The organism is Falsihalocynthiibacter sp. S25ZX9, assembly GCF_041205405.1.
GTDB classification, from domain to species: domain Bacteria; phylum Pseudomonadota; class Alphaproteobacteria; order Rhodobacterales; family Rhodobacteraceae; genus Falsihalocynthiibacter; species Falsihalocynthiibacter arcticus.
The window spans coordinates 307,316-326,258 of sequence record NZ_JBGFCD010000001.1 but is presented as its reverse complement, the minus strand read 5'-3'; the positions used below and the strand labels follow the sequence as shown (position 1 = coordinate 326,258).

Below are 18,943 nucleotides of genomic sequence, written 5' to 3'. Positions count from 1 at the left end.
CTATCAGATCAAATGATTAATGTCAGGGCTATAGGCGCTTTTGCATCAGCACAAGATCAAACCAGCGGTCAAACTTTCTCCCAACTTCAGGAAGACGCGCGATTTCACTATAGCCGATAGCTGCGTGGAAAAGAACTGCTGCGGTATTATCTGCGGAAACGCCTGCAATCATTGAATGCATTCCCTTGTTTTTCGCATGTTTCTCAATAACTTGTAAAAGAGATCGTCCAATCCCAAGTCCAGAGTTCCCCTCGCCAACGATGACCGTATGTTCGACGGTAAACCTATACCCGTTCCCGCCTCGAAATTGGCCATACGTCGCAAATCCTAAAATCCTTCCGTCTAGTTCGGAGACGATAAACGGCTCCATAGCATTTTCTTTCTGTTCCAGGAGGGCAACCATGTCGGCCTGCGTCTTTTGCTGGGAGTTGAATGTAAAAACGCTGTCGCGGATGATCGGATTCCAGATGTCTAGAATTGTGTCGATATCAAGTGGAGTGGCTATGCGGATCATTTGAGAGTGCGCTCGCCGGTAGGTGTTTCAATTGATATTGCGAAGGCCGGTATGTCACCCTGTACAAACCGAATTCCTTTTGGTGGCTGAAGAGGTTCAAGGGACGATGTGAGTTCGGTGGTATTTGGGTGTTGAATTGTTGCGCACAAAAAACGGCAGTTCACATCCGCCAATTCAGAAGCGGGATGGGCGTTGCCATGCCATTGAATGAGCGCAGGAAAGCACCCATCATACGGAAGCTTTCCATCTGCGGGAACGGCCATATCCCACCGGTATTTTCCGCGCTCAAAGGCCATCGGCTGCCCAACATTTTCAGAGGAATTTGCAATGGCGGCTTTTAGGTCATTTGTTCTGCAGATCCAGTTAGTGACGCGCGGATTTCCAGAGAAGGAATCAAGATCGAACCACCTCGGATGAGGGGGGCGCGGCGCGTTTGGATCTACCGAAATGACTTCGAGATAGATATTTGGCCCGAGTGAAAGCAGCCGGTTGTGTGTTCCCATTTTGGGGTGTTGCCCTTGCACGAGCAACGCAACTCCCAATGTGTCTTGCACATATTCCACCCCCTGTGAAAGGGTTTCACAGGCAATTGCAAAGTGATCTATTTCAAGCGGCATAATTTTCAATCCTGTGGCAAAGGGGTGTTCTTTGATGACGCCCCTTCAATAAATGCCTCAGGGTTTAATGAGACGCAATATTTCTTGTGCGGCCTGTGGAATATTTGTGCCGGGGCCAAATATTGCCTTCACACCCGATTTATAAAGGAAATCATAGTCTTGTTGCGGAATTACGCCACCACAAATGACAATAATTTCTTCGGCCCCCTGCGCTTTCAGAGCCTCGATAAGTTTAGGCGCAAGTGTTTTATGCCCCGCAGCTTGGCTGGAAATCCCGACGATGTGTACGTCGTTGTCGATCGCATCCTGTGCAGCTTCGTCCGGCGTTTGAAACAACGGCCCGACGTCCACATCAAACCCAATATCCGCAAACGCTGTGGCAATAACTTTGGCCCCACGGTCATGACCATCCTGCCCCATTTTGACGACCAGCATCCGAGGACGGCGACCTGCTTCCTGAGCGAAATCATCAACCGATTTTTGAATTGCGGCAAAATTTTCGTCACCAGCATATGCTGCGCCATAGACGCCAGAGAGGGTTTTAACTTCCGCCCGATGACGCCCAAATGTTTTTTCCATGGCCATGGATATTTCTCCCACAGTAGCCCGAGCCCGCGCCGCATCGACGGCAAGCGCAAGCAAATTCCCCTCACCCGTTTTCGCCCCCTGTTCAAGCGCCGCGAGGGCGTTTTCACAGGCGGCGGCATCACGGCTCTGCCGGATGCTTGCGAGCCGCGCGACTTGTTCGACCCGAACGGCCACGCTATCCACATCTAGGATATCGATTGGGTCCTGTTGCGCTAAACGGAATTTGTTCACCCCAACAATCACGTCGTCACCGCGGTCAACCGCTGCCTGACGTCGCGCCGCGGCTTCTTCAATGCGCAGCTTTGGCATCCCAGTGGCAACGGCTTTTGTCATACCGCCCATCTCGTCGATTTCTTGGATAAGTTTCCAAGCTTCGTCGGCCAAATCGGAGGTTAGTTTTTCCACATAGTATGACCCTGCCAACGGATCGACGACGTTCGTAACACCCGTTTCATTTTGCAAAATCAATTGGGTGTTACGTGCGATGCGGGACGAAAAATCTGTAGGCAAAGCAATCGCTTCATCAAAGGAGTTCGTATGCAAAGATTGCGTCCCCCCCAATACCGCGCTCATGGCCTCATAGGCCGTGCGGACGATATTGTTGTAGGGATCTTGTTCTTGAAGGCTCACTCCAGACGTTTGACAATGGGTCCGAAGCATCAAAGAATTCTCCTTCTTTGGAGCGAATTCCGACATGATTTTGTGCCACAAGAAGCGCGCAGCGCGTAACTTCGCCGCCTCCATGAAAAAATTCATCCCAATGGCGAAAAAGAAGGACAGGCGGGGGGCAAAATCATCAACGTCTAACCCCTTGGCGATAGCGGCTTTGACGTATTCCTTGCCGTCAGCAAGAGTAAAAGCGAGCTCTTGAACAAGGTTCGCGCCGGCCTCCTGCATGTGGTACCCCGAAATCGAAATCGAATTGAATTTCAGCATTTTTTGGCTGGTGAATTCGATAATATCACTGACAATACGCATGCTCGGTTCAGGCGGGTATATATAAGTGTTGCGTACCATAAATTCTTTGAGAATATCGTTTTGGATGGTGCCTGAAAGTTGACTGCGATCTACGCCCTGTTCCTCACCAGCTACGATAAAGCTCGCCAGAACAGGAATAACCGCGCCGTTCATCGTCATGGAAACACTGACTTTATCCAGCTCAATCCCGTCAAATAGCATCTTCATGTCTTCGACAGAGTCAATCGCCACACCGGCCTTACCGACATCACCCTCAACGCGAGGATGGTCACTGTCATACCCGCGGTGGGTGGCTAAATCGAAGGCTACCGAGACACCTTGTTGACCAGCGGCGAGCGCCTTTCGGTAAAAAGCGTTGCTTTCTTGGGCCGTTGAAAAACCAGCATACTGGCGGATAGTCCAAGGGCGCCCCGCATACATTGTGGCCTTCGGGCCGCGCGTAAAGGGTGCTGCTCCGGGCACGCCACCGAGGTGGTCCAATCCCTCCAAATCCTCCGCCGTGTAGAGCGGCTTTACGGCAATTCCCTCAGGGGTATTCCATGTCAGATCATCAATTGGTCGCCCACGCAATTCGCGGGCGGCGAGTTCAGACCATGCGTCTTTCTTCTCTGTCATTGGGGTGTCCTCTTAGGTAGGCGGGCTTGTTGTCCGCAACATCCTGACTGTCAGTCAAATTATCGAACCGCTGATGTTTCCCAGCGGTTTCACTATAGGATATCAAAGTGTCGTTATTGGTTTTTAACCACTCAAGGTCTTCGTGATATTGGGCGCGCAGCACTTGCCTATGGTGGTTGTGAAATGGTGGCCAATTCGTGCCCGAAATCACAGGGGTATTGCGCTCAATCAGGGCCCTTGAAATAGCGTGCCTATTGGGCGCTGCGTTGACCCAAGGCGCGTTTGCGCGTGAGGGTTGGAACGTTGCACCCGTCATGAGCGCTATTTGGCGAACCGGATGACCCGCCATAGCTTCAAACGGCCAAACAAGGACTTCGGCGGAAGGGAAAACTCGCCTCGCCTCGCCGATAAGTGTTTTCCAGCGCCGGGGCTGCGTCACGAGCCGATCCACGGTATTTTCACTAGGAATAGCCAGTCCACGTGGGATCGCATGTGCCAACGCCGAGGTCCAATAACCTTCATAGGAGCGTAATGAAAATGAGATTTGGCAGCAATGATCGCCAAAAGCATCAAAGAATCGTGAGAGCCGCGGCTGAAAGTTGGGATACAGGCGTTCGCTTTGGAGGTTTTGCATCATTGTGCCGATCATCGAAGGTTCGCTCACGATGAGTTGATGCACGCCAGATTTTTCCAGCCGATCCAGTTCCATACGAATAAGTTGTGTCGCACGGTCGCGACGGCGTGGCGTATCGGGCATGATGCTGTTTTTATGGGCCATGAGACCGGAAAACAGGCCACTTCTGGTGCGGTCGGCCCCCCAAAAAGCGACGCGCTGCTCGCGTGCTTCGTCCTTGTTTTGCTCAAAAAAAACGGCCAAGCTTGCTGTCGCGGTGCGATGCGCACCGACGTGGAGAATGACATCCATTCTGTTCTTCCTTTTACCAAACAGGCGGGCCCCCAGGCGCCGCGCATATGTGATCAGGAAAAACATTACAGACGATCCGTAATCATAGGATTAACAGGAAAAAAACCACAAGACCGCCACCACTGCCCCTGTGCAAACGCCTCAAGAGTGCCTATATTTGACTGGAACGGAAGGCGACACATGAAAATTTTAACTTTAGTTTTCCTTGCAGTAGCGGGGGTTTCTTTTTCGGCTTTGGCCGAAGAAACACGGCCTTTTGACCCCATTGATGCACAGGATACAACTCTAGAGGACCTCAAATGGGTTTCGCGCCCAATTTTGCTCTTTGCTGCGCGTCCCGATGATCTACAGATTGAGCGCCAACTCGAATTACTCCAAGAACAGTGGCCTGCCCTTGTTGCCCGAGATGTTGTGGTTGTGGTTGACACTGACCCCAAAGGAGAAAGTGATGTACGGAACGCTATCCGTCCCCACGGGTTTATGATGGTTCTGATGGACAAAGATGGAACGATTGCACAACGCAAACCCCATCCGTGGAGTGCGCGGGAGTTGATCCGTGCAATCGATAAAATGCCCCTGCGCCTAGAAGAAGAAAAAGAACGTCGTATCGTTAATCCTCGAGCTGTGCAGTAGGGGGCGTCCACTTTATTCGAACTCCATAATCACGTCGTCAACTGCAAGGCTATCGCCAGCTTGTGCATTGATTTTTGCAACCGTGGAAGCTTTTTCCGCCCGTAGGATATTTTCCATTTTCATCGCCTCAACGGTGCAAAGCGCCTGCCCCTCATGCACGGTATCTCCAACGGCGACATTCACGTTCACAATTAAGCCCGGCATTGGGCAGAGAAGCAGGCGTGAGGTGTCGGGTGCAATTTTCTCGAGCATAAGGTGCGCAAGTTCCGCCTGTCGCGGTGTTCGAACCCGAACTTTGATGTCCGCCCCGCGGCTACGAATGCGAAAACCAGAAGTGATTTTGTCCACTTTAAGGACTAAATCAACGCCACTGATTTGCAATCTCGCGAGGTGATCCCCTGGAACCCAGTCACTTACCACGCGCAGAGTTTCACCATCTTCAAACGAAATATTTGCACCTTTTGGGTCGGCTGAAATCGAGACAGGAAACGCTTGATCTTGAAGGGCAACAACCCATTCCGTACCGACTTTACGCTCGTGATTATCCATCCGTCCTGAGACGCGCGCACGACGGATTTCAGACACGCGATACATCGCGCAAGTCGCCGCTGCGATCCGGCGCAAGGCGTCTTCTGACAGGGAAACCCCGTCAAAACCATCGGGATATTCCTCTTCGATGAAGGCTGTTGTGATGTTCCCCGACGCAAACCTTGGGTGATCCATGACGGCGGATAGAAACGGAAGGTTATGGCCAATCCCTTCGACTTCAAAACTATCTAAGGCAACCCGCATCGCCTCGATCGCCGTTTCGCGCGTTGGAGCCCACGTGCAAAGCTTGGCAATCATCGGGTCGTAATACATGCTGATTTCGCCACCCTCATAGACCCCCGTGTCATTGCGAACGACAACGGTGTCACTCACGGTTTCCTCGGGCGGACGATACCGTGTCAAACGGCCAATCGCGGGCAAGAAATTGCGGTAGGGGTCTTCGGCATAGAGGCGACTTTCGATGGCCCACCCGTTGCGCTGAACATCGTCTTGCTTGATCTGCAACACTTCGCCAAAGGCCACGCGGATCATTTGCTCAACAAGATCAACGCTTGTGATCAATTCCGTTACCGGATGTTCGACTTGCAGACGGGTGTTCATCTCAAGGAAGTAGAATTTACTCGCTCCGTCGACAATAAATTCAACGGTCCCAGCACTCGCATACCCGACCGCTTGCGCAAGAGCGACAGACTGCTCCCCCATCGCTTTGCGGGTGGCTTCATCCAAAAATGGACTCGGCGCTTCTTCGATGACTTTTTGATTGCGGCGCTGGATCGAGCACTCGCGCTCGTTCAGATAGATCGCGTTGCCATGGCTATCTGCAAGCACCTGAATTTCGATGTGGCGCGGCTGTGTCACGAATTTTTCAATAAAAATCCGGTCATCGCCAAAACTGTTAGCGGCTTCGTTTTTACTGGATTGAAACCCCTCGCGCGCCTCTTGGTCATTCCATGCAATTCGCATGCCTTTACCACCACCGCCCGCACTCGCCTTAAGCATAACGGGGTAGCCGACTTGATTGGAAATCTTAACCGCTTCATCTGCGTCCGCGATCACCCCCATATAGCCAGGCACCGTCGAAACCCCCGCTTCTTGAGCGATTTTCTTACTGGTGATCTTGTCGCCCATGCTCTCGATTGCATTCACAGGTGGGCCAATAAAAGCCACGCCAATATCGGCTAGCGCTTGGGCAAAAAGTTTGTTTTCGCTTAGGAAGCCATAGCCCGGATGAACGGCGTCCGCCCCGGATTCCTTCACCGCGCGCAAAACATTCTCGATGACGATATAGGATTGGTTCGCTGGCGCGGGCCCAATGTGAATGGCCTCGTCCGCCATTTGCACATGCAGCGCCCGACGATCCGCGTCTGAATAAATCGCTACGGTTTTGATCCCCATTTTTTGGGCAGTCTTAATAACACGACAGGCAATTTCGCCGCGATTTGCAATGAGGATCTTTTTAAACATGGGACTTTCCTTAACTTGGGGCCAATACGCGCGAAACAACGCGCGAAAAAGCAAACCTACGGCCCAAGCGATGTTTGGGTCGTGTTGGATATGATGCGTAAATGGGGAGGCGCGTACGCCATATTTTCCCGAAAATGGGCTCGACCTGGGGAGAGCCGAGCCCAGAAGGGGAAGGGTGACGCGCGGAGCGCGTCGCAGCGAGCCACAGAATAGAAAGACCCGCTACAAATACAGCCTGCACGAGAGTAGCAGCACTGGGAAGCCCATTGCTTGCACTCCCCCTAAGTTGGGCCGAAACCTGCCGATGTATCTGAGAAATAAGCAAAAACACGCCTAGTACTCCTCGTCATCGGGGTCAAATTCATCCACGCTCACAAAGGCGTCTGGGAAATTCGCCCGCGCGACAGGCTCGTTGATTGCGAGCATCGCCTCATAGCTTTTGGGATCAAAGGACTCTTCGGCGGCGATGACTTCGCGTCCGAAAAACCAACTCAGACGCCCGGAATCCAAGTTCCCGCGCTCAAAGGGTTCGTTACCGAAGTGCGTCCACAGAGCGAGAATAAATCCCGCATCCGCCCGCCGATCTGCGGGGCGGCGATCCGCATAGCGCTCGCGGCGAATGAGTGGTGTTGGGCCTTTCTTATTGTCGCGCCGAATAGTGAAGTGGAAATCAGTGCCTGTGAGGCGACTGGGAAAGCCGCGATGTTTTAACATGGAATACCCCTATTTGTTTGAATTCGCGCAAGCTTAGAGGAAGCCGCAGGCAAGTTCATCGGGGAAATGCTAAGAATGGAAAAATCTGAGGGAAAAACGGTCGAAACTATCCGAGGACATTTGAATTCGGCTCCTCGAACTGCAGCCGAGGGGAAGGCAGGACTTACGCCCTGCCTATCTTGTGTTTTAGTATTTGGACATTGTCGGTTCTTCGACGATTGGCTCAACTTCAACGTATACTGTTTCTTCTTCGGAAGCGCCGCCACAGGCCGCAACCAAAGACAAAAGACCAATGGCGAATAGAGCTTTGATAGAATTGGACATATATGTCTCCCTGTACTGTTCTTGAAAGACGCAATCGAAGCGAATGCGCCAAGCGTCTCGCGCATTCTCCAAAAGAAATGCGTTAAGCTTGTCCCCACAGTATCCGCCCGCCTAAAAAAGAAAACCCCCCGCAGATATTTGGCGGCGATTTGATGCACGAATGCATATTTTATCCCGCCATTACATAAGCCTAACGAAGTTCCCATCAGACATCTCCCCAGTCACAAGTGGCGTCGCGGACCACAAAATTATCAAAGAACTGAAGGATATCTGGGTTTGCTTCACCAAATGCGAGGTCCTGTTTTGAAAGCGAAATGACAAGACCAACTTCGCCCCCGACATTCGCCGCCAAGACGCGCGGCAAGGCAAAAGTTTCACACAGAAACAGAATATCTTCTGCCGCGATATCATACTCAATGCCCGTGCCGTCGCGGGTGATTTCTGGCGCGACAAACCGAAAAATTGCATTCGGTGTTTCTGCCTCCTCCGCCCAAATCACCTGTTTGAATTCAATGGATTGCCCCGACGGCACCTCAACGGGGTCAGCCAACGCCGCGCTCCCGATCCCGCACAAGACAATGGAAAGCCGCTTCATGCGTCCACCGCGTCTGCGGATATTGCGGCATGGCGCAGCCACCGCGCCCGCAATTTTGGGTCTGCAAGGAGTGCTGAAATCTGAGCCTCTATAGCGGGTTTTGGGAAGGTTTTGGCAGCGACTTCGCCACCTGCCGTGACATGCAATTCTGCGCCCTGCCCTTCAATCAAAATCACTGGGGAAAACCCGCGCAAATCTTGCAAGGCTCGCCACAAATCCTGTCGAATCTGCTGCGCCAACCGACCGCGCGCACAGAGGGGAAAGACACTTTGTGCCGACACATCAAAGACAACTTCGCCACGTCGCGAAAGCGCGAGACTATCTGACGATCGTTGAATATGCCATTTTCTGCGCACGGTGCATTCCGTTAATTAAAGGGTTGGGCCACTTCACGCTGACTTACAGCGGGATGTTGTCGTGTTTTTTCCACGGGTTCTCGAGCTTCTTGTTACGCAGAGAGGCAAACGCGCGCGCCACCCGTTTACGTGTGCTGCGCGGATGAATGATCTCGTCAATGAAACCACGCTCGGCGGCGACAAACGGATTGGCAAAACGCGCCTCATAGTCCGCCGTATGAGCTGCGATTTTTTCATCATTGCCAATGTCGCTACGGTGAATGATTTCGGTTGCCCCTTTGGCCCCCATCACCGCGATTTCGGCCGTGGGCCATGCGTAGTTAAAATCGCCGCGCAGGTGCTTACTCGCCATCACATCATAGGCGCCACCATAGGCTTTGCGGGTGATTACGGTCACCTTGGGAACGGTCGCCTCGCCATAGGCAAACAACAATTTAGCGCCATGTTTGATCACCCCGCCGTACTCTTGGCTTGTGCCGGGCAAGAAGCCGGGCACATCAACCAAAGTCAGGATCGGGATTTCAAAGGCGTCACAGAAACGGACAAAGCGGGCTGCCTTACGAGAGCTATCAATGTCAAGACAGCCCGCCAGCACCATCGGCTGGTTCGCAACGACGCCGACGGTAGAACCTTCGAGCCGAAGAAAACCAGTGATGATGTTCTTTGCGAAATCCTCTTGGATTTCATAAAAGTCGCCCTCGTCGCCGATTTTATGGATCAGCTCCTTCATATTGTAGGGCGTATTTGTGTTCTCAGGAATAAGCGTATCGAGACTTTCCTCGATCCGATCCGGCGCATCAAAAAATGGCCGCACGGGTGGCTTTCCACGATTGTTCAGGGGGAGGAAATCCACAAGACGGCGCACCTCGGTGAGGGCCTCGACGTCATTTTCAAACGCGCCATCGGCAACGCTGGACTTCTTAGTATGGGTGGACGCGCCGCCAAGTTCCTCGGCGGTCACAACCTCGTTCGTTACGGTTTTCACGACGTCTGGGCCCGTCACAAACATATAGGACGTGTCTTTGACCATGAAGATAAAGTCGGTCATCGCAGGCGAATACACCGCGCCACCGGCACATGGCCCCATAATCAGGGAAATTTGCGGCACAACTCCGCTGGCCATAATGTTGCGCTGAAACACTTCGGCATAACCTGCAAGACTGGCAACACCTTCTTGAATCCGTGCGCCGCCCGAGTCGTTAATGCCAATAATGGGCGCGCCATTTTGCATCGCCATATCCATGATCTTGCAAATCTTTTGGGCGTGGGTTTCCGAAAGTGACCCTCCGAAAACGGTGAAATCCTGAGAGAACACATAGACCATACGGCCGTTGATAGTGCCCCACCCCGTAATAACTCCATCGCCTGCAGGACGTTGGGTTTCCATACCAAAATCGGTGCAACGATGTGCTACGAACATGTCGAATTCTTCGAAGCTGCCCTCATCAAGCAGAAGCTCAACACGTTCACGCGCCGTCAATTTCCCTTTGCCGTGTTGCGCATCTATGCGGCGCTGACCGCCGCCCAGTTGGGCTTGCTCGCGCCGCTCAGCGAGCTGGGTGTCAACATCTTTCATGGGACGTCCTCCGGTCGGGATTCGTTATCTATTGCTGGACCATACCCACCCAATGGCAAAAGCCAAAGGTGAATTCAGAATATTTGCAAACTAATTTGCAACACTAAATTGAATACTGCAAATATGCAAATCTCCACTTTCAGCGCATCGCCAATGGACATTCTCAAATCGCGCCTCTACATCTTTCGAATGGATGAGAAACCCACCGTTCGGCTTTTGGATCGAACCACCCCACCAAATCTCGGAACGTTAATCCTCCTCGCAGGACTAGCAGCGCTCTCGATGAATATCTTCCTGCCATCCCTCGCTGGCATGGCAGACCATTTTGACACCAATTACCGCCTCATTCAGCTCTCCGTAGCCCTTTATCTAGGCGTCAACGCGATCTTGCAGGTCTTCATCGGCCCCCTTTCCGATCGGTTTGGTCGTCGCCCGATCATCTTAGGCGGAATTGTGATCTTCCTTATCGCGACCCTTGGATGTATTTATGCACCCTCAGTTGAGATATTCTTATCTTTCCGAATGTTACAGGCCGTAATAGTAACAGGAATGGTCCTCTCACGCGCTATCGTTCGTGACATGGTTGGACAAGACGAAGCCGCCTCAATGATTGGCTACTTAACCATGGGCATGTCGATTGTCCCGATGGTTGGCCCAGCGATCGGCGGCGTCTTGGACACCCAATTTGGCTGGCAAGCCAGCTTTTGGATGATGTTCATTCTCGGCCTAGGCCTCCTTTGGCTTACCTTCTATGATTTAGGCGAAACCGCATCCAGAACCAGCGCGAGCTTCCGCGAACAGGTCCGCCAATACCCAGAACTTTTCAGCTCCCTTCGGTTCTGGGGCTATGTTGCCTGCGCCACTTTTGCATCAGGATCTTTTTTCGCCTATCTCGGCGGGGCACCGTATATTGCGAGCGAAGTGTACCTTCTCCCCCCTGAATGGACAGGCATATACTTTGGTGCTCCCGCGCTCGGTTATTTCGCTGGGAATTATATCTCTGGCCGCTTCTCGCGACGGTTCGGCATCGACAAAATGATCCTGTGGGGAAGTTTACTCTGCACCGCGGGCATGGGCGCCTCTTATTTAACCTTCGCATTTTCCGAGGGGTCAGTTGAAATTTTCTTTGCCTTTATGACATTTATTGGCCTAGGAAACGGCCTCGTGTTGCCCAATGCAAACGCAGGCATGCTGTCGGTGCGCCCACATCTCGCAGGAACGGCAAGCGGAATTGGTGGCGCGATCATGATTGGCGGCGGCGCGGCACTTTCGGCCTTTGCTGGCACCCTCCTAAGCCCTGACGCGGGCCCCCTCCCCTTGGTCACACTCATGCTCGCCTCCTCTGTCATGGGTGTCATTTCTATCCTTTTCGTCTTGCGTCGAATCCAAACGATCGGTTAACTTTGCAAAACTCAAAGACCGGTCGGCAAATCTGCAAAGCTCGGAGGCAAAGGCGAAAATGGCAACTCAAAAACTCTACGCTGGGGTAAAGCTTCGGGAAACGCGCACTAAGTTGGGGCTTACTCAGAAGGCGTTTGCCGAAAAACTGGGGGTTTCGCTCCCCTACCTCAACCAAATGGAAAACAATAAGCGTCCGATCAGTACGGGTGCGGTTTTGGCACTCGCTCAGGAATTTGGTTTTGATGTTACAACTCTTTCGATAGGTGATTCCGAACGGATGGTCAGTGATATGCGCGAAGCCTTTGCGGACCCCGTTTTCACTGACGGGCCACCACCTCTCGCGGATATGCGTCTGGCCGCATCAAACGCACCTGCGCTAACCCGTGCGTTTTTAGACCTCCATCGCGCCTACCGCCAAAGTCACGAACGCCTTGCCTCCCTCGACGAGATTTTGGGGCGCGAAGATAGCCGCATCGCCCCAAGCCCGTGGGAAGAAGTTCGCGACTTCTTTCACTATTGCGATAATTACATTGATGCAGTTGATCGCGCGGCCGAACGGGTCGCCGACCCTGAACATGGCGGTATCACGTCGCAAGACCGCGCGACGGATGCTCTGAATGCGCTTGGTATTCAGATAGACTTTCAGGGTGATACCGTTTTAAGAGGGTTCAGCCCTGTTACCCGCACCCTAACTCTCTCCAAATTTATTTCGCCACCAACAAGACGATTCCAACTCCTTTTGCAACTCGCCTTCCTAACACAAAACGAACTTCTGGAGGCGACATTGGATCTGGCACGGTTCCAAACAGAAGAGGCGCGCGAGATTGCAAAAATCGGGCTCGCCAACTATTTTGCAGGGGCTGTCCTTCTACCCTACCACGCCTTTTTGAACGCCGCACGCGAGACACGGCACGACCTTGAACTTTTGGCAGCACAGTTTGGCGCATCCATTGAGCAAGTCGCCCACAGATTATCCACACTTCAACGCACGGGTGCCAAAGGTGTTCCGTTCTATTTTGTACGCGTCGATCAGGCCGGCACGATAACAAAACGCCATAGCGCCACTCGCTTGCAGTTTGCCCGCTATGGCGGAGCCTGCCCGCTTTGGAACGTGCATCGCGCGTTTGAAACACCAGGACGTTTTCTCAGACAATTAGCGCAAACCCCTGATGGACTTAAATATTTCTGCCTCGCCCGCGATGTTTCAAAGCCAGCAGGCTCTTTTAAGGCGCCCGTCCGCCGCTATGCCATCGGCTTGGGATGTGAAGTTAAACACGCAGAGCACCTTGTTTACGCCGACGACTTCGACGTCAAAAATGATCGAGCCTTTGAGCCCATCGGCGTTAGTTGCCGCATATGTGAGCGCCCGAATTGTCATCAAAGATCGGTCCCGCCACTCGAAGCGCGGCTAAAAGTTGACCACAACGCACGGGGTATCCTACCCTATGAAATTCAATAACCTGCCCAAATTCTCAAAGGAAAGATGACATGGAACTCAGCGACACGCGCATTCTCGCGGCCGACCGCGCAACGGTTTGGGCCCACCTAAACAACCCAGAAACACTGGCGGCCTGCATCCCCGGATGTGAAGAGTTAACAGGCTCAGCCGAGGAAGGTTTTGAAGCGGTTGTAAAACAGAAAGTTGGTCCCGTAAAAGCAACCTTTAAAGGCGCAGTTACCCTTTCGGATGTCGATGCGCCAAACGGGTACAAAATTTCCGGAGAAGGCAAAGGCGGTGTCGCAGGTTTCGCCAAAGGTGAAGCCGTTGTGACACTGCGCGACGTCGACGAAGGCACTGAACTCACCTATGAGGTCGAAGCGAAAGTTGGTGGCAAAATTGCACAACTCGGCAGTCGCCTTATCGATGGTTTCGCAAAGAAAATGACCGCTAAGTTTTTCGAAAAGTTTCAAGAAATAGTCGAGAAGCCAGAAGGTTAGCTTCTCGACGTAGAAAAATTATGACCAGCTAAGCGGAGAGTATTGCCCAGATTTTATCCTTCAAAGCCATGCGTTTCTTGCGCATTTCCTGCTCGTTTAGCGCATCGGTTGGCTCAACGTTTTCTTCTGCGCGGTGCACCTCGCGATTGCACATGTGATACTCGTCAGCCAACCGAGCAAAATGCGGATCGCTCAACTTCAAAGCATGCATTTTTTCGATGTGCTCGGGAAATTCTTCTGCGAGTTCGTGTGGGGTATGGGACATATGTTTTCTCCTGCTGGTTTCTTAACAAACATGCTTGAGTTTCACCCCAAATTCTTTGATACGGATCAAACTTTACCACCTATCGTTGATCATTTTCCCAGTTTGGATTAATCCATGGTTTCGAGGTATCTTTCGCAAGCATTCCGGCCCCTAAAATATGGTCCGCAGCCTTTTCGCCAACCATAATCGAAGGCCCGTTCAAATTGCCATTCGTCACACGAGGAAAAATTGAACTATCGGCCACCCGCAGACCCTGAACGCCAATAACCCGACATTCTGGATCTACCACGGCGAGCGGGTCGTTTGCGGCCCCCATCCGTGCCGTTCCACAGGGGTGATAGGCGCTTTCGGCCTCCTCGCGGATGAATGTATCAAGCTCCTCATCGGTTTGATGCGACACGCCCGGCTGGATTTCATGCTTCACGTAGGGACCGAAGGCCTCCTGAGCGAAAATCTCGCGCGTGAGGCGAATTCCAGTTCGAAAATCAGCCCAGTCTTGTGGATCAGACATATAGTTAAACTGAATTTTTGGCGCATCGGCGGGGTCGGAACTTGCCAGTTTTACCCAGCCACGGCTTTTTGAGCGCATCGGCCCCATATGAGCCTGAAAGCCGTGCCCCTCGGCGGCGACCTTGCCATCATATCGAACGGCAATCGGAAGAAAATGGTACTGGATGTCCGGATATTCAATGCCAGCACGACTGCGGATAAACGCCGCGCTCTCGAACTGATTTGAGGCCCCAAGGCCCGTTTTTGACAAAAGCCAGCGCGCGCCAATGATGGCCTTGCTCACCAAATTCCAGTATTTATACAGGGTTATGGGTTTCAATGAAGCAAATTGCAAATACAACTCGAGATGGTCTTGTAGATTTTGTCCAACACCCGCGCGATCCGCAACCACCTCAATTCCATGCTCAGAAAGGTGCTCGGCGGGGCCGATCCCAGACAACATGAGGAGTTTGGGTGTATTAATGGAAGACGCCGAAAGGATGACTTCTTTGCGCGCCGAAATAACCTCTTTTGTGCCGTTCCGTATGACTTCAGCGCCAATCGCACGGCCGTTTTCAATAACAACACGCTCAACAAAAGCGCGCGTCAGATTACAGTTCTCATGCTTCAAAGCGGGCCGCAGATAAGCATTGGCCGCAGACCACCTGCGCCCTCCGAAGACCGTTTGCTCCATTGGCCCGAAGCCTTCTTGCTGCTCACCGTTGTAATCGTCTGTTGTGGGATAGCCAGCTTGCTTTCCTGCTTCAACAAATGCAGCAAATAGCGGGTTTTTTCGCGGGCCGCGCGTCACGTGAAGAGGGCCATTATTACCCCGCCACGTCGTATCGCCACCGTGGCCGCCATCATGCCAATGTTCCATCCGTTTGAAGTAGGGAAGAACGTCGGCATAGGACCAACCCGTCGCGCCAGATTCCTGCCAAAAATCGAAATCGCGCGCATGGCCGCGCACAAAAACCATACCGTTGATGGACGAAGAGCCGCCGATAACTTTACCGCGCGGACAGGCAAGTTTTCGATCGCTCAGATGAGGTTCGGGTTCGCTTATGTACCCCCAATCATAGCGCTTCATATTCATCGGATAGGATAAGGCCGCAGGCATTTGAATAAATGGCCCGATGTCGCTTCCGCCATGCTCAACGACCAACACATCCTTGCCAGCTTCGGCAAGTCGGTAGGCCAAAGCACAACCAGCAGACCCAGCGCCCACGATGACATAATCAGCTTCCATAACAATACCTTACCTTTCGAAGTAGCACTTGAACACGCGTTTCAATATGGCGCATCAACACCTCCTGCGGCAACGTAAACGGACTTCACTTGGGTGTAGTGGTGGATGGCTTCTTTGGAGTTTTCGCGTCCCACACCACTGGCCTTCACACCGCCAAACGGGGCCTCCACGGGGGCGAGATTGTAGGTGTTGATCCAGCAGGTCCCAGCCTCAAGAGCGGCAGCCACGCGGTGACCACGCGCCAAATCACGGGTAAAAACGGCGGCCGAAAGGCCAAATTCCGTGGCGTTGGCACGACGAAGACCTTCTTCTTCGGTTTCAAAATCCAATACGGCCATGACAGGGCCAAAAATCTCCTCTTTGGCGATGATCATATCGTCGGTCACATCGCTGAAAACGGTTGGCGCAATGGTGAAGCCATTTCTGGACCCACCGGCGAAAAGGGTTGCCCCGCCAGCCATGCCCCTTGCAATATACCCTTCGACAATCTCTGCCTGGCGTTCGCTCACCATGGGGCCGAAATTAACCGCTACATCCAATGGATCGCCCATGACGACGCCTTTTAAACGTTCCTTCAAGCGCGCGAGGAACGCGTGTTTGATACCCTTTTGCACAAAAACCCGCGTACCATTTGAACATACCTGACCGGATGAATAAAAATTGCCAAGGATTGCACCGCCAACAGCGGCTTCGATATCCGCATCATCGAATACCAGTATCGGAGATTTGCCGCCAAGCTCCATAGTGACATGCTTCATATGCGCAGCGGCTGAGCTGTAAACTTTACGGCCTGTGGGCACAGAACCCGTTAAGGAAACCTTATCAACCCGCGAATCCGACGCCAAGGCGGCCCCGACATCCCCGAGGCCTTGAATGACGTTAAAGAGGCCCGCAGGTGCGCCCGCCTCCATCATGATTTCAGCGATCTTCAGTGCACAAAGGGGTGTCATTTCGCTGGGCTTAAAGACCAGTGCATTGCCACACGCCAAAGCGGGAGCAGCCTTCCAACAAGCGATTTGGGTTGGGTAATTCCACGCACCGATTCCCGCACATACGCCGATCGGCTCGCGGGATGTATAGACGAAATCGCCGTCCGCTAGGGGAATGTACTCGCCGGTTATGCTGGCGGCCAACCCGCCAAAATAGGCCAGCGCCTCGGCCCCAGAGGTCGCGTCCGCAACAAGCGTTTCTTGGAGCGGTTTACCGGTATCATACGTCTCTAAAACCGAAAGGGCATGATTGTTAGCGCGGATCAACTCGGCGGCCCGTAGCAAGACTTGGCCTCGCTGCGTTCCACTCAAGGCCGCCCACGTTTTTTGCGCCCGTGCCGCGCTGTTCAGGGCGGCGTCAATAATAGTGGGCGTGGCCGAATAGACAGTCGCAATTTTCGCGCCAGTTCCGGGGTAAATGACATCAATTTTGGTGCCCGACGTATCCTCAAGATAAGCTCCGTCGACAAAATGGCTGGCGATTGGTTGCTGCATCATTTGACTTCCTTTTGATTTAGTATGCTCGCCAAATAGATCTTGGTGATGCTGATTGGGTCGGACGTATTCTGCGCCCCTAGAGAGCGGCGAATATACAATCCGTCGATCAGCGCGGCGATTCCCTGCGCACTGTTTTCCAACTGAGAAGCGGGAATGAGGGGGCGCAGATCATGTATTAGGTTGGAGCGCAAACGCCGCTGATAGATGGACAACAGCCGTTTTGCCCCAACGGAACGGTGCGCCAAAACATAGAAATTCAACCATGAACCGACCACCTCGGAACGAAAATTACTGGCTTCAAAGCTGGCGAGGATAATACCTTCAAGCCGTTCCGTTGGTGTGGTCGCAATTGACAGAGCCACACGCACTTGAGCCCCGTACACACTGAGGATATGGCGCATTGCCGCGAGAAAAATTTGCTCTTTTCCCCCAAAATAATGATGCGCCAAACCACTGGAAACGCCCGCCCGTTTCGCGATCTGGCTGACTGTGACTTCGAGTGATCCGGCGAGGCCGACCTCATCAATCGTCGCTTTCACCAAAGCCGCGCGTCGTATAGGCTCCATTCCAAGTTTTGGCATCATTTCCTCCAAGGGGTTGCCATATTAGAAATGCTGGTTTTTAATTGACTCGTCAATCAACAAAAAATAATGCCGAAATAGGGAGCACCAAACATGAACTCAAGAGCAACTTTTAAAACTTCACTTTCCGTAATCGCGCTTGTCGCGATGTCTACGAGCGCTGTGGCAAATTGCGACGAAGTGACATTTTCGGATGTGGGCTGGACGGACATCACTGCGACAACTGCTGCGACGACGGTTGTGTTGGATGCGTTGGGCTATGAAACGGATATCAAAGTGCTGTCCGTTCCCGTGACATATACTGCGATGGCGCAGGGTGATATCGACGTTTTCCTTGGCAACTGGATGCCAACAATGGAGGGCGACATTGCTAAATACCGCGAGGCCGGCACCGTTGATACCGTGCGTGAAAACCTCGTTGGTGCCAAATACACGCTGGCCGTAAACGCCGCGGCCTCCGCTTTGGGCATCAAAGACTTTGCCGATATCGCCGCCCATGCAGACGCGCTTGACGGTAAGATCTATGGTATCGAGCCTGGCAACGACGGCAACCGCTTGATCCAATCCATGATCGACGACAACGCCTTTGGCTTGGCCGATTTCGAAGTGGCCGAGAGCTCTGAGCAAGGCATGTTGGCCCAAGTTGCACGCACCAGCAAAAAAGACGAGCCAATCATTTTTCTCGGCTGGGAACCCCATCCGATGAACGCGAATTTCGACATGGGCTATCTGACGGGCGGGGATGATTTCTTTGGCCCAGACCTTGGCGGCGCAACAATCTATACAAACACGCGCGCAGGTTACGTTACCGAGTGTGCAAATGTTGGCGCTCTGCTTGGAAACCTCGAATTCACGCTTGCTATGGAAAATGAAATAATGGGGGCAATCCTTGATGATGGCATGGACCCATCCGAAGCAGCCACGGCGTGGCTCACAGGCAATCCCGACGCCTTTATGCCTTGGCTTGAAGGTGTCACTACCAAGGATGGCGGCGACGCTGTTGCCGCGGTTAAAACCGCCCTTGGGATGTAAACCAAATGCGCCGCTTCCAAAATTGGAGGCGGCGTTTTTCTTGGACTAACATC

The 18,943-nt window shown here is 52.8% G+C and carries 19 protein-coding genes; 5 read left to right on the top strand and 14 right to left on the bottom strand.

Annotated elements, in window-relative coordinates; all coding sequences use genetic code 11:
• Positions 1-28: 28 nt before the first annotated feature.
• The 4 genes from AB9F29_RS01570 to AB9F29_RS01555 are packed head-to-tail and all read right to left on the bottom strand — an operon-like array spanning position 29 to position 4,237.
• On the bottom strand, positions 29-514 hold the full coding sequence (locus tag AB9F29_RS01570) for an N-acetyltransferase family protein (RefSeq protein ID WP_369754357.1): 486 nt from the start codon (positions 512-514) through the stop codon (positions 29-31).
• The gene (locus AB9F29_RS01565; protein ID WP_369754356.1) at positions 511-1,131 is read right to left on the bottom strand and encodes a VOC family protein; all 621 of its coding nucleotides are present in this window, start codon (positions 1,129-1,131) and stop codon (positions 511-513) included. Before AB9F29_RS01565 ends, AB9F29_RS01570 begins: the two co-directional genes overlap by 4 nt.
• A gap of 57 nt (positions 1,132-1,188) precedes the next feature.
• Complete coding sequence (gene scpA / locus AB9F29_RS01560; protein WP_369754355.1) at positions 1,189-3,312, bottom strand: methylmalonyl-CoA mutase; 2,124 nt, start codon at positions 3,310-3,312, stop codon at positions 1,189-1,191.
• Positions 3,284-4,237 (bottom strand): hypothetical protein, encoded by a 954-nt coding sequence (locus AB9F29_RS01555; protein ID WP_369754354.1) that lies wholly within the window; start codon positions 4,235-4,237, stop codon positions 3,284-3,286. The genes scpA and AB9F29_RS01555 overlap by 29 nt, the downstream gene beginning before the upstream one ends.
• A gap of 180 nt (positions 4,238-4,417) precedes the next feature.
• On the opposite strand from AB9F29_RS01555, the gene AB9F29_RS01550 reads away from it, so the two are divergent.
• The gene (locus AB9F29_RS01550; protein WP_369754353.1) at positions 4,418-4,870 is read left to right on the top strand and encodes a DUF4174 domain-containing protein; all 453 of its coding nucleotides are present in this window, start codon (positions 4,418-4,420) and stop codon (positions 4,868-4,870) included.
• Between the two features lie 12 nt (positions 4,871-4,882).
• Here the strand turns inward: AB9F29_RS01550 and AB9F29_RS01545 are convergent, their stop codons facing one another.
• The 6 genes from AB9F29_RS01545 to AB9F29_RS01520 all read right to left on the bottom strand — a co-directional run bounded on the left by AB9F29_RS01545 (position 4,883) and on the right by AB9F29_RS01520 (position 10,448).
• Positions 4,883-6,883 carry an acetyl-CoA carboxylase biotin carboxylase subunit gene (locus tag AB9F29_RS01545; RefSeq protein WP_369754352.1) on the bottom strand — a complete coding sequence of 667 codons (2,001 nt, stop codon included), beginning with the start codon at positions 6,881-6,883 and terminating at the stop codon, positions 4,883-4,885.
• 333 nt (positions 6,884-7,216) lie between these two features.
• Positions 7,217-7,597, bottom strand: a complete 381-nt coding sequence (locus AB9F29_RS01540; protein ID WP_369754351.1) for a hypothetical protein — start codon at positions 7,595-7,597, stop codon at positions 7,217-7,219.
• Positions 7,598-7,783: 186 nt separating this feature from the next.
• Positions 7,784-7,921 (bottom strand): hypothetical protein, encoded by a 138-nt coding sequence (locus tag AB9F29_RS01535; protein WP_169798703.1) that lies wholly within the window; start codon positions 7,919-7,921, stop codon positions 7,784-7,786.
• A gap of 205 nt (positions 7,922-8,126) precedes the next feature.
• Positions 8,127-8,516, bottom strand: a complete 390-nt coding sequence (locus AB9F29_RS01530; RefSeq protein ID WP_369754350.1) for a DUF6497 family protein — start codon at positions 8,514-8,516, stop codon at positions 8,127-8,129.
• A complete protein-coding gene (locus tag AB9F29_RS01525) occupies positions 8,513-8,872 on the bottom strand; it encodes a hypothetical protein (RefSeq protein ID WP_369754349.1) in 360 nt (119 codons plus the stop codon). Before AB9F29_RS01525 ends, AB9F29_RS01530 begins: the two co-directional genes overlap by 4 nt.
• A gap of 43 nt (positions 8,873-8,915) precedes the next feature.
• Positions 8,916-10,448, bottom strand: coding sequence for an acyl-CoA carboxylase subunit beta (locus AB9F29_RS01520; RefSeq protein WP_369754348.1), 1,533 nt, complete (start codon positions 10,446-10,448; stop codon positions 8,916-8,918).
• A gap of 189 nt (positions 10,449-10,637) precedes the next feature.
• Here AB9F29_RS01520 and AB9F29_RS01515 point away from each other — a divergent pair, with 189 nt between their 5' ends.
• Genes AB9F29_RS01515 through AB9F29_RS01505 form a run of 3 tightly spaced genes read left to right on the top strand, consistent with a single transcriptional unit; the run spans position 10,638 to position 13,787 of the window.
• Positions 10,638-11,849: a multidrug effflux MFS transporter gene (locus AB9F29_RS01515; RefSeq protein WP_039000219.1), complete on the top strand. Its 1,212-nt coding sequence runs from the start codon at positions 10,638-10,640 to the stop codon at positions 11,847-11,849.
• 58 nt (positions 11,850-11,907) lie between these two features.
• A complete protein-coding gene (locus AB9F29_RS01510) occupies positions 11,908-13,308 on the top strand; it encodes a short-chain fatty acyl-CoA regulator family protein (RefSeq protein WP_369754347.1) in 1,401 nt (466 codons plus the stop codon).
• A gap of 29 nt (positions 13,309-13,337) precedes the next feature.
• Positions 13,338-13,787, top strand: a complete 450-nt coding sequence (locus AB9F29_RS01505; RefSeq protein ID WP_335586803.1) for a carbon monoxide dehydrogenase subunit G — start codon at positions 13,338-13,340, stop codon at positions 13,785-13,787.
• 28 nt (positions 13,788-13,815) lie between these two features.
• Here the strand turns inward: AB9F29_RS01505 and AB9F29_RS01500 are convergent, their stop codons facing one another.
• From AB9F29_RS01500 to betI, 4 genes are all read right to left on the bottom strand, one after another.
• On the bottom strand, positions 13,816-14,052 hold the full coding sequence (locus AB9F29_RS01500; protein ID WP_369754346.1) for a YdcH family protein: 237 nt from the start codon (positions 14,050-14,052) through the stop codon (positions 13,816-13,818).
• Between the two features lie 79 nt (positions 14,053-14,131).
• Positions 14,132-15,790, bottom strand: coding sequence for a choline dehydrogenase (gene betA, locus AB9F29_RS01495; protein WP_369754345.1), 1,659 nt, complete (start codon positions 15,788-15,790; stop codon positions 14,132-14,134).
• Positions 15,791-15,831: 41 nt separating this feature from the next.
• Entirely contained in the window at positions 15,832-17,277 is a 1,446-nt protein-coding gene (gene betB / locus AB9F29_RS01490; RefSeq protein WP_335586800.1) for a betaine-aldehyde dehydrogenase, read from the bottom strand.
• Positions 17,274-17,858: a transcriptional regulator BetI gene (betI, locus tag AB9F29_RS01485; protein WP_335586799.1), complete on the bottom strand. Its 585-nt coding sequence runs from the start codon at positions 17,856-17,858 to the stop codon at positions 17,274-17,276. The genes betB and betI overlap by 4 nt, the downstream gene beginning before the upstream one ends.
• A 147-nt stretch (positions 17,859-18,005) precedes the next feature.
• Here betI and choX point away from each other — a divergent pair, with 147 nt between their 5' ends.
• On the top strand, positions 18,006-18,890 hold the full coding sequence (gene choX / locus AB9F29_RS01480; RefSeq protein ID WP_369754419.1) for a choline ABC transporter substrate-binding protein: 885 nt from the start codon (positions 18,006-18,008) through the stop codon (positions 18,888-18,890).
• Positions 18,891-18,943 lie beyond the last annotated feature (53 nt).